This is a genomic window from Bradyrhizobium sp. Ken01, assembly GCF_055807355.1.
In genome coordinates, this window is record NZ_JBVVPC010000318.1 from 1 (window position 1) to 231 (window position 231).

The window sequence follows — 231 nt, forward strand, 5'->3', positions numbered from 1 at the left end:
TACCCCAGTCACATAGTTATCTATGCTCCTGGGGTAAACGAGCGCAGCCAACGCATCTGCGGCGTGAAGCATGACGCGGAAATTATTCGGCCTCGTCCAGCCAGACTAACAAAATCGCTTCGAGGATTTTCTCGTTGGATGCCTGCGGGTCGTCGTCGAAATCTTCCAGATCGCAAATCCACTGATGCATATCGGTGAATCGAACCGTTTTCGGATCAAGATCGGGATACG

General features: G+C 51.5%; 1 protein-coding gene. It reads right to left on the reverse strand.

Annotated elements, in window-relative coordinates:
* Window positions 1–82: 82 nt before the first annotated feature.
* The coding region (gene iscX, locus AC0L3S_RS39795) for a Fe-S cluster assembly protein IscX (protein WP_473285462.1) at window positions 83–231 on the reverse strand (149 nt) is incomplete at its 5' end.